Consider the following 10,239-nt stretch of genomic DNA (forward strand, 5'->3'; position numbering starts at 1 on the left):
GGGGGCGGCTGGTGGAAACGGTGGGAATATGTCACAACCTGGTAAACCAGGTGCAGACGGCGGGAGGGGCTCTGACGGGGGCAGTTCAGATAATTCACCAGGCATGGCAGGATGCCCGGGAGGAACGGATCCTGCTGAGAACGGCCTTTTTTATCTCCCGGGAACAAAAGAACAATGCAATCCAGGTCCGCAGGATTCAACGAAAAGTGCAAATTTGTTGTAATGCATTATCTTCGTAACTGCTTTTATCGTTAATGCGACTGGCTGACAGGCACGGTTGAGGATCCTCATTGGAGATAGAAAATTTGGATATGGAACTCAGTATCCGGGAAGCAATACGTTCTGATCTTGCGATCATGAGTGATTTGGCTCGCGAGCTCAATATCATCCATCATAAAGCGCGCCCAGATATTTATGCTGATGTGACTTTGAATGAGGGAGCAGATGAACCCCATTGGATGGGATTTATTGAAACTGATGATCATGTTGCGTTTATAGCCCGGCATAACTCTCTTCCCATCGGGTTTATTGCAGCGAACATATCAATACCAACAAGTCCACTTCTGAAGCCAGTCCCTGGTTGCAGGATTTGCTCAATATGTGTTCTTGAAACACACAGAGGGCAAGGTGTGGGTAAAGTATTGATGAACAGAGTGCGTGAATGGGCTCTGGCACGTAACGCGCAGGAACTCAGACTGGCTGTTTGGCATTTCAACAAGGCAGCAATCCGCTTGTACGAGGAATTTGGCTTTGAGGTTCGTGCGCTGGAGATGGGCATGCCAATATCTTCTAAGGGGGAGGTTTGAGCGCATGACCTTATCCCCGTTGATTAACACACGGCGATGTTTTGAAATACGCCCTCGGTGGTCAGAACGATTTCGTAATTCCGCTTTTCGCGCATAGCAGACCTAACGAACCTTCAGCCGTTCTGCTTCGTGCCAAAATCGGAGGTATCAAAAGTCAGTACAAGTTAGCCAACAAGAAGGTTGGTCATAGCTGATGAGTAATTAATCTAAATAATGGACATTCATGCCGGGTGGTTTGAAAATCTTAAGTCTATGATTTACATATTTGGGCATAAAAGCGGATGAGCGAAAATTTAAAATTCATGCTGTTAGCGCTTGAAAAATCACGTCAAGCCTTACCTGGCTGCAGACCAAATCCACCTGTAGGGTGCGTGATTGTCCATAAGGGGGAGGTGGTTTCCGAAGGCTTCACTCAACTTCCAGGCCATCATCACGCAGAGATAGACGCCATTTCAAAACTAACGGTTCCAATTGGTGAATGTGAAATATTTGTCACACTTGAACCCTGCTCCTATCAAGGAAGAACCCCCTCCTGTGCCTTGACACTTGCTGAGCTGAAACCACGTCATGTCTATGTAGCCATTAAAGATCCGCATCCTAGAAACAGTGGAGAAGGACTCAGAATTTTAAAAAATGCAGGGGTCAGCTTTACGCTGGGAATTGGAAAACGAGAAGTAGAGAGTTTTCTATTGCCTTATCTGGTGAAGTCTTAGGCTGTACGGACATTTCAGAGGTGTTCCGGCCCAAAAATTTCGGGCTGCTATTCGCGCATAGCAACCCTTTTGCATATGCATACTGACAAGGAGCGGAAATATTGCTTTGTAGCAGAGGTTACTCACCTGTGTCCCAGCCGTACTCTGAGTAACTCTCATCAGCATTAATGGCTTCAATAGCCTGCCTTACATAGGGTATTGTTTCTTCTGGCAGATCCGAAATATTCTTCCAGCTTACTTCGGCATGCTTGTCAGGTTCTGCAAGGAAGGGTACACCACTCCATTCTCGGCAGATAAAATAATGTCCTATCCATGAACGGTTTTCCGTCCACACATGCATGGTATGCACAAGGGCCAACTCTGAAGGAATTGTGTCCACCCCTGTCTCTTCTTTTAGCTCTCTGGCGGCAGCGGTGGAGAGTGTTTCGCCTTTTTCTAGCCCACCGGCCGGTAAGCTAAAGCCACCATCCATCCAGCCCGTATTAGACCTTCGGAGCATGCAGAGTTCATCCCCTTTTAGAAGCAAGACGAATACTGCTATGGATAGATTATATCTGTCACGGCCCATGTAGCGATTGCCCAATTACTTAGAATACTGTCTGTATATACATTGCTTTAATGCGTTTTGATATCTGTTAATTTTGAAAATGAATGTCCTTACGTCCTTTGTGAGTACCGCCCCATCATCTGTATCGGGGCGGTTCAAGTGTGTATTTATTGACAGTGCAATCGAACAATGTTCAGAAGCTATATGTCACTTTCAAGCTTCCATTGGGCGATGCTTTTCGTTGCACAATCGGGCTGTTGCGTGCATCACCAGCCAACTGCGTAAAGCCTGTAGCGGCCACTACGCTCCAGTTCTGGTTGAACTTGTGCGTCCAGTCCATATTCATTGAATAGGCATAAATCCCGGAACCGGCATCATATTGAGTAAACCCCGATGCGGCTGACTGTGATGAACTTACCCCGTAGTAAGTTTGCATATAGTTGTCTGTTCCCCAGCTGCTGGTCAGCGCCATCGTCACGGTATTTTCCGATGAACTATAAAGCGGGCTGATAATGCCGAAATGCAGGGCCGCGCCATTGTCCCGCTGAGAAAACGGCACCTCAGCCTGCAATTGCAAATGAAGCCAGTCGGTTACCTTATATCCCAGACCCAATGCCCCGATAGCCGAGCCTTTGACATCGCCCATACCCCGCAAGTCGTCACTGCCATCGCTCATTGCGTCGCTGTCCACGTCATGATCCTTACGGCCTGCGCGATAGCTCAGCGCAGTACTGTAATCCAGCTTGCCGGAGCTGTTGCCATAACCGATACCCCGCATGGTACTCACGAAGAACCCATTATGCATCGAGTAATCAAGCACCAGGGCTGTCGTGACGCGGTTTTCATCCGAACCAGAATAAAGTGGCGTAACATCCACGCCTCCTCCCAATGTTAAGGCGTTACCCTGTTGTGGTTCTGCCGCAAGTGTTGGGTTGGTCAGTAACGCCAGCAGCGCACCCGGCAGCATTTTTTTCAGGGTGCGTTCTGAGAGTAAATAGGGGAACTTATGACGCAGTTCGAAGTTGCTCATTAAAGAAGTCCTTATGGATTCAAATGATTACGATACAAGCGGGTTTTAAACGCCAGAACGCTCAGTTTGAATACGCACCCTAAAGTTCTCATGAGCTAAAAATGAAGAAATACTGAAGCACGTGCCGGTGACACAAACCTGATAAATTTCCTGATACCGTTTTTTTCTTCAGACGTTCTTCATTCACTGTTGGTAACGTAACTATTGTGAAAATTCTCCTCATCGAAGACGACCTGGATCTCGGCAACGGCGTACGTATTGCCCTTGCAGATCAAGGATTAGATGTCATATGGGTTCGCCGCAAAGTGGATGCGCTGCATCAACTCGATGCCTGCTTGCCGGAACTTGTTTTGCTCGACCTCGGACTGCCTGACGGCGATGGCATGAGCCTGATGGCGTACTTGCGCCAGCAGCTCAAGGGGATCCCCGTCATCATTCTGACCGCGCGGGGCACTCTGCAGGATCGCCTGTGCGGGCTGGATGCCGGTGCTGACGACTATCTCGTCAAGCCTTTTATTCTTGCCGAGTTATTGGCCAGGGTGAGAGCCCTTGCGCGACGCAGTTACGGTTTTGAGAATGAGGTGATAGAAATTCGTGGGTTATCTCTCCACGTGCCGACTCGTCGCGTGACAGTGAGCGCGCGGAATGTTGAGTTGACGGCAAGTGAATACGCGCTGCTTGAAACTTTAATGATGCGCGCTGATCGCGTGCTTACACGAAGGTTTCTGGAAGAAAGGATATTCGGCGCAAAAGAAAATATGAGCAATGCACTCGATGTGCATATGGGTAATTTACGTCGCAAAATCGGCGACGGCTATGTACGAACGGTGAGAGGCGTAGGGTATGTCATTGATACTGTGCCGATTCAGAAAGGGGCTGGTTGATGCGAAATTTTTGGCACCACCTGAGAACTCCAACGCTCGTGCGGCGAATTATGATCGCCCAGATGCTACTGCTTACACTGCTTTGGTGTCTTTTTCTGACCTATATTTTGTGGGAGAACTTGCGTAGCCCCCCTATGCTAACGGGCAACAATACTTACGAAACCATTCTTACATTGGTTGATCGTATGGATGATCGCCCGCAGGATCTCACCGCTGTGCTGAAAAAGTTCAGCACAGCGTTGCGGGAAGGTTATGGCGGAGGTGAAGATCCGAAACTGTCAATCAGCCTAATCGTTCGAAAGAATAAAGAGATAATTTATTCATCTGATGGCGCTCCGGCAGGGGTGACAAACACCAGGTATGGGAAAATTCAGAGCATCCGGAGTGGAGGTCGCACCTGGACTAGCCGTACTCTCAAGTCCGGGAGATCCGATGCGGAGGTAACACTTGTCACCCCTGCCGGAGGCTGGAACTTTTTTATATACCTGAACTCGCGGGGATACTACATATTGCCGCTACTGGTGTGCATTCCTTTTCTTTTGTTTCCCGCGTGGCTGTCAATCCGTATTGCAATGCGCCCCTGGAACAAGGTGGTAAATGAAATTTCCTTACGAACTTCAGAAGATCTCTCTCCCTTAAAAGAAGTGCCAAAGCACATGGAGCTTCGCCAAATGGTGGACGCTACTAATCTATTTCTTGCCAGGGTGCGAGAGAGTTCTGATAGGGAACGGGTTTTCATTGCAGATGCCGCCCACGAACTGCGTACCCCACTGGCTGCGATGCGAATCAATGTGGAGGCTTTGCAGTCCTATGTAAGCAGCGATAATCAACAGGAGTTGCTTGCAGGGATTATTCGCAGCAATAGCCGTGCAGCGCGTCTTGTCAATCAGTTGCTGCTGATGATGCACAGCGAAGTGCGTATTGACACTGTTATGGAGCCTGTGCCGCTGACAACGCTCATACAAGAGCGAATGGCTGCACTGGCACCGCTAGCGGCTGAGCGCAGGATTGAGCTCGAATTCTACTCTGATAATGAAATCTGGATCACAGGCGTCAAGGAACGCCTGATGTCGCTGATTGATAATTTAATTGAAAATGCCGTGAAGTACAGCCCTGAGGGCGGACGGGTTGAGGTAGATGTAGGATCACTTGATAAATCTACTCAGCTACGTGTTTCAGATGCAGGGCCCGGCATTCCATTTGAATTGAGGGAGCGCGTGTTCGATAGGTTTTTTCGCGATCCCAATCAGATGCAAAGCGGGAGTGGATTGGGACTTGCAATAGTCAAAGCGGTTGCGCAGCAACACAACAGCAGCGTATGCCTAAATACGTCTGCAGAAGGTGGGCTCATGGTTACTGTTGACTTTCCAAACCACAAGTCAGCCTGAAAGAAAACATAATTTTGATACCAGCCCAGCGGAGAGCCTCTGTCAGAACAATGGAGTTGAAATTGAAATATTTGACCCTGTCTACACTATTATTTTCTATCTCGATCAGCGGGTGCGCCATAACCGTCAGCGAATTAAAAAACAGTCAATCCTCTTATGACGGCAGCTTTACGAGCAAGACGGAGCCCTCAGATACGTATCGAACTTTAAGGCACATGGCAAGGCAGTGCCTGGAATATGAGGCATATTCAGGAAATCCGGTCATCGTATTAAGCGAGTTTGACGGTGAGCGCAATGAAGGTGAAATCAATCAAAAGCTCCTTGCGCAGGGACTGTTGATTAACAACACGCTAATTGAAATAGAAAGACATGATGGGGACAAAGCACAGGTCAGCCTATACACAACCAAGAACATCTTGAGTGTGGGCATCAGGTCGCCAAATATAAGTGATATCAAGCGCTGGGCTGACGGCGATAAAGCTTGCCAGAACGACACTGTCGTCAATACCGTGAAACATCTCAGGCCATATGACTTAATCCCCGGTTGATTTACACACCGCGATTTAAGTAATACCTTCATCAGTAATGAGAATAACTGCGAATGACTATCCCTCGCTCATAATTGCCCTGGATCCTTTAGCGGATAGGTCTGAGTAGCTACGCAGCTTAAAATGATTCAAGGAATCTTTGTTTCGGGGGCGGTTTTAGTAACCGCTACAATTTTTTGCTCATAAAGACGGTCTTTCCACCCATGAATTGTTCATGTCTATCGATTTCATATTCTGGCGCTGCATATAAGGCAATGTTCGCCTCGAATGCTTCGTTCGTCTGCAGGCGAATTTCCCCAACGAGTCATTTCGTCTCAGAAAGACAAATTAAGTGATGAGTAAGCAAAAGTTAAGCCTCTTTATTGAAGAGGCTTTTTTTATTGGCGTGTTGCTTAATACAATATCAATGCTGAATCGTAGACCCGATGTTTTTAATTACGATCTGAGTAGTTTTTTGACTATAAACCAGGGTGTTAGCGGGGATATCTTTATTGATAAATGACATTGCCCCAATAGTGACATTGTCTCCAATAACGATGTCCCCAAGAATGCAGGAGTTAGCACCGATATCGACGTTATTACCGATTGTGATATATCCTATATCAGGCGTTGATTTTTTCCTTCCAATAGTCGTGTTTTGACGGATGTTCACATTGTCTCCAATCACACATTCAGCTCTGATTACGATCCCCACGTAATGGTTTATTTTCATACCGGTTCCGATATGTGCAGCAATGCTTATGTCTGCGCCATACTTTCTGGCTAAGTTAACACCAATGATTTTGGCGATTTTTCGCTGGCGAGATGATGAGGATTTATACAAATAGTTTGCAATCCGCCACCAAAAGTAGAAGCGTTTTTTGCGATTAAAAGCTACGCGGTGAAATACTTTTAGCCATGAGAATCTTTTGCCCCCATCTCTTTTTATCACTTCTATTCTTAAACATTCTTTCAAATGTTCATAGCCTGTAACTTTATTACTTGCGGAGCTGACCAGAGGATTATCCATATTGTATTACCGTTAAATAAAAGCAATTAAGCACTTATCGGCATTGAACAAATAAACTTTAAAAGAATAACCTGAGTAGAGGATATGCCCGAAAAGCAGGGCGCAGGCGCTCACAAATCTGAAATTTTTAACGAATTTTACCTTCCGCCACCGGACCAATTTGCGCCCAACGCTTTTCCCCTGTACGGCTCATACGGCAGTAAGGGCCTGGCAGGGTGATCCTGCAAGGCGAATCATCGGACGAAGTTCGATGGAGAGTCCGGAAAGCGGAAAGCAAAAAACCCGCCATAGGCGGGTTCTTCTAAATATTGGTGCCCGGACTCGGAATCGAACCAAGGACACAGGGATTTTCAATCCCTTGCTCTACCGACTGAGCTATCCGGGCAACGGGGCGCATTAAACCGTATCGGGCATGTGCCGTCAACGGCTTTTTGTGACAACAGCGGGGTTCGTCACCTGACTGATGCTTTTTACGACGATTTGTCGATTTAACTTACGGCCCAGGCCACCTGTCCAGGTTTGTACCCGACAACAAGCCCGAAAAAGGTGGAGGTTCCGGGACATGCTCCCTGTCGCATTCTGTAAGAAATTCGCCGTATGTTCAGGGTTGAACCGGGGGGTAAAAGATGCGATTATTGCGCCGATTTATTAAACAACTCTGATCCCGTTTTCACGCGACAGCTCAAGAGGGTTGCGGCATGGCTGGTTTATCACATCGCGCTGTTCGCCAGTGCAAAAACAATCTGATGATGATCTCCGGGTGCTGTAAACACCACGATTTCAGTTTTCCTCCTTTTGTCGTCTCTTTCATGCGGTAAGGCTACCGTTTGCTCGCTGTTAGGCATTATTAAAAACAGAGATTAAAACAGAGCAGCTCTCTGATTTTACTGTTGTCTATCCGACGTGGCGTGGCCTGAAACCCGATTTGTCACCGCTTTGCCCCACCGGCATAGCTCCGTTGCACTCGATATCTCGCTTAGCCAACGTCAATTGCCGGGCCGGACTCTGCGCTTACCTTTTATGCCGTAAGATCCCGCTCATTGCCGTGCCATCTGGCACACCCTCTTACTTAACCGTTTGAGAGTCTGAATGAAACACTTAAAACTTGCAGCAAGCGCTTCCGTCGCCCCTTATCTCCAGACTGCACGTCTGGTCGTTGACCTGCGCCGCGCCGATTATGCGGACGTTGCGGCCATCATTATTTCTGTCGGTGACCTGAACCACGGCAGGCTGGCGGAGATTGAAACGCTGGGATTTGGTATTCCCGCGTTTGTTGCGGTGCAGGGTACGGAGCAGGTGTCACCTGAGTTTCTGCCATTGCTGAAAGGCGTTATCACACTGTCGGACGCCAATCAGGCATTTTATGCCGCGCAGATTGAATCTGCCGCGCAGGCTTATGAAGAAGCGCTGTTCCCGCCGTTTTTCGATACGTTGAAAAAGTATGTCGAGATGGAGAACGCCACTTTCGCCTGTCCGGGGCACCAGGGGGGCGAGTTTTTCCGACGTCATCCGGCAGGGCGACAGTTTTATGATTTTTACGGCCCGAATATTTTCCGCTCCGACATGTGTAATGCGGATGTCAAACTGGGCGATTTACTGATCCACGAAGGATCGGCGAAAGATGCCCAAAAGTATGCAGCTAAAGTCTTCAGCGCAGATAAAACCTATTTCGTGCTCAACGGCACGTCTGCGGCCAATAAAGTCGTCACTAATGCACTGCTGACGCGCGATGATCTGGTGCTGTTTGACCGTAACAACCACAAATCAAATCATCATGGTGCGCTGCTGCAGGCGGGTGCAACGCCGGTTTATCTCGAGACTGCGCGTAATCCGTTCGGTTTTATCGGCGGTATCGATGCTGCCTGTTTCGATGAAACCTATCTGCGTAAACAAATCAAACAGGTGGCACCTCATCGCGCGGCCGAAAAACGTCCGTTCCGTCTGGCGATTATCCAGCTTGGTACCTATGACGGCACCGTGTACAACGCCCGTCAGGTCGTGGATAAAATCGGTCACCTGTGCGACTACATCCTGTTTGATTCCGCATGGGTGGGTTATGAACAATTCATCCCGATGATGAAAGAATGCTCGCCGTTGTTGCTGGAACTTAACGAAAACGACCCTGGCATTATCGTCACGCAGTCTGTTCATAAGCAGCAGGCCGGGTTCTCGCAGACCTCGCAAATCCATAAAAAAGACAATCACATCAAAGGCCAGAAGCGTCATTGCAGCCATAAAAAGCTCAACAATGCGTTTATGATGCATGCCTCGACCAGCCCGTTTTATCCGTTGTTTGCCGCACTGGATGTCAATGCGCGCATTCATGCCGGCGGCAGCGGAAAACATATGTGGATGGAGTGTGTGAAGCTCGGCATCGAAACCCGCAAAATGCTGCTTGATCAATGCTCAATGATTTTGCCGTTCGTTCCCCCGACTGTCGGTGGCAAACGCTGGCAGGATCATGAAACCAATGAGATGGCTAACGATGTGCGTTTCTTTGATTTTGTGCCGGGCGAGCGCTGGCACGCATTTGACGGTTATGCCGGGAAACAGTATTTCGTTGATCCCTGCAAATTGCTGCTGACCACGCCGGGCATTGATGCTTCCAGCGGTAAGTACACGGAGTTCGGCATTCCGGCAACCATTCTGGCGAACTATCTGCGTGAGAATGGCATCGTGCCGGAGAAATGTGACCTTAACTCGATTTTGTTCCTGCTCACTCCGGCGGAAACACCGGCCAAAATGCAGTTGCTGGTGGAAGAACTGGTGCGGTTCGAGCAATACATTGAAGAAGATGCGCCGCTCAGCGAAGTACTGCCGACGGTATATCGTAAAAACGAAGACCGCTACCGGAATTACACCATCCGCCAGTTGTGTCAGGAAATGCATAACCTCTACGTCAGTTTTGATGTGAAAGAGTTGCAGAAAGAGATGTTCCGCGAGAAGAGTTTTCCGCAGGTCGTGATGAATGCGCAGGATGCTCATAATGAGTTTATCCGCGATAACATCGAACTGGTGGCGATTGGTGATGCCGAAGGCCGTATCGCTGCGGAAGGCGCTCTGCCTTATCCTCCGGGCGTGTTGTGCGTCGTGCCAGGTGAATTATGGGGCGGGGCGGTTCAGCGTTACTTTATGGCGCTGGAAGAAGGTATCAACCTGCTGCCGGGCTTCTCGCCGGAATTGCAGGGGGTGTATATCGAGAAAAAACCGGTTGGCTGGAAGCGTGTGATGGGGTATGTCGTTTCTGCGTAATTTCTTAAAATAAAGCCTGGTTTTTCACATAATCATCTTTACGTAATGCGGAGGCTATAGCC

9 protein-coding genes, 1 tRNA gene and 1 pseudogene are annotated in these 10,239 nt (G+C 48.5%); 7 read left to right on the plus strand and 4 right to left on the minus strand.

Translation table 11 applies throughout. The features are described from left to right. The 3 genes from J1781_RS01065 to J1781_RS01075 form a co-directional block, all read left to right on the plus strand. Nucleotides 1–239, plus strand: a 239-nt coding sequence (locus tag J1781_RS01065) for a hypothetical protein (protein WP_217233090.1), incomplete at its 5' end; no start/stop codon positions are given. A 51-nt stretch (nucleotides 240–290) separates the two neighbouring features. After that, complete coding sequence (locus J1781_RS01070) at nucleotides 291–806, plus strand: GNAT family N-acetyltransferase (RefSeq protein WP_217139444.1); 516 nt, start codon at nucleotides 291–293, stop codon at nucleotides 804–806. A gap of 281 nt (nucleotides 807–1,087) precedes the next feature. Further along, nucleotides 1,088–1,519, plus strand: coding sequence for a bifunctional diaminohydroxyphosphoribosylaminopyrimidine deaminase/5-amino-6-(5-phosphoribosylamino)uracil reductase RibD (locus J1781_RS01075; protein ID WP_217157325.1), 432 nt, complete (start codon nucleotides 1,088–1,090; stop codon nucleotides 1,517–1,519). 118 nt (nucleotides 1,520–1,637) lie between these two features. Here J1781_RS01075 and J1781_RS01080 read toward each other — a convergent pair whose 3' ends face one another. Together J1781_RS01080 and J1781_RS01085 are read right to left on the minus strand one after the other, a co-directional pair. Next, complete coding sequence (locus tag J1781_RS01080) at nucleotides 1,638–2,087, minus strand: NUDIX hydrolase (protein WP_217219183.1); 450 nt, start codon at nucleotides 2,085–2,087, stop codon at nucleotides 1,638–1,640. Between the two features lie 172 nt (nucleotides 2,088–2,259). Next, on the minus strand, nucleotides 2,260–3,096 hold the full coding sequence (locus J1781_RS01085; RefSeq protein ID WP_217219182.1) for a MipA/OmpV family protein: 837 nt from the start codon (nucleotides 3,094–3,096) through the stop codon (nucleotides 2,260–2,262). Nucleotides 3,097–3,302: 206 nt separating this feature from the next. On the opposite strand from J1781_RS01085, the gene J1781_RS01090 reads away from it, so the two are divergent. The 3 genes and pseudogenes from J1781_RS01090 to J1781_RS01100 all read left to right on the plus strand — a co-directional run. Continuing rightward, nucleotides 3,303–3,980, plus strand: coding sequence for a response regulator (locus tag J1781_RS01090; RefSeq protein WP_217233091.1), 678 nt, complete (start codon nucleotides 3,303–3,305; stop codon nucleotides 3,978–3,980). Further along, a complete protein-coding gene (locus tag J1781_RS01095) occupies nucleotides 3,980–5,368 on the plus strand; it encodes a sensor histidine kinase (protein WP_217233092.1) in 1,389 nt (462 codons plus the stop codon). Before J1781_RS01090 ends, J1781_RS01095 begins: the two co-directional genes overlap by 1 nt. A gap of 50 nt (nucleotides 5,369–5,418) precedes the next feature. Continuing rightward, nucleotides 5,419–5,853: pseudogene (locus J1781_RS01100) on the plus strand (hypothetical protein); the annotation flags it as partial. Nucleotides 5,854–6,319: 466 nt separating this feature from the next. Here the strand turns inward: J1781_RS01100 and J1781_RS01105 are convergent. Continuing rightward, nucleotides 6,320–6,925 (minus strand): serine O-acetyltransferase, encoded by a 606-nt coding sequence (locus J1781_RS01105; protein ID WP_129953059.1) that lies wholly within the window; start codon nucleotides 6,923–6,925, stop codon nucleotides 6,320–6,322. A 309-nt stretch (nucleotides 6,926–7,234) separates the two neighbouring features. Next, a tRNA-Phe gene (locus J1781_RS01110) sits at nucleotides 7,235–7,310 on the minus strand. Between the two features lie 704 nt (nucleotides 7,311–8,014). Here J1781_RS01110 and speF point away from each other — a divergent pair. Continuing rightward, complete coding sequence (gene speF, locus J1781_RS01115) at nucleotides 8,015–10,177, plus strand: ornithine decarboxylase SpeF (RefSeq protein ID WP_129953058.1); 2,163 nt, start codon at nucleotides 8,015–8,017, stop codon at nucleotides 10,175–10,177. Nucleotides 10,178–10,239 lie beyond the last annotated feature (62 nt).

Origin of the sequence: Rahnella perminowiae (assembly GCF_019049695.1) — a bacterium.
Classification (GTDB): Bacteria; Pseudomonadota; Gammaproteobacteria; order Enterobacterales; family Enterobacteriaceae; genus Rahnella; species Rahnella perminowiae.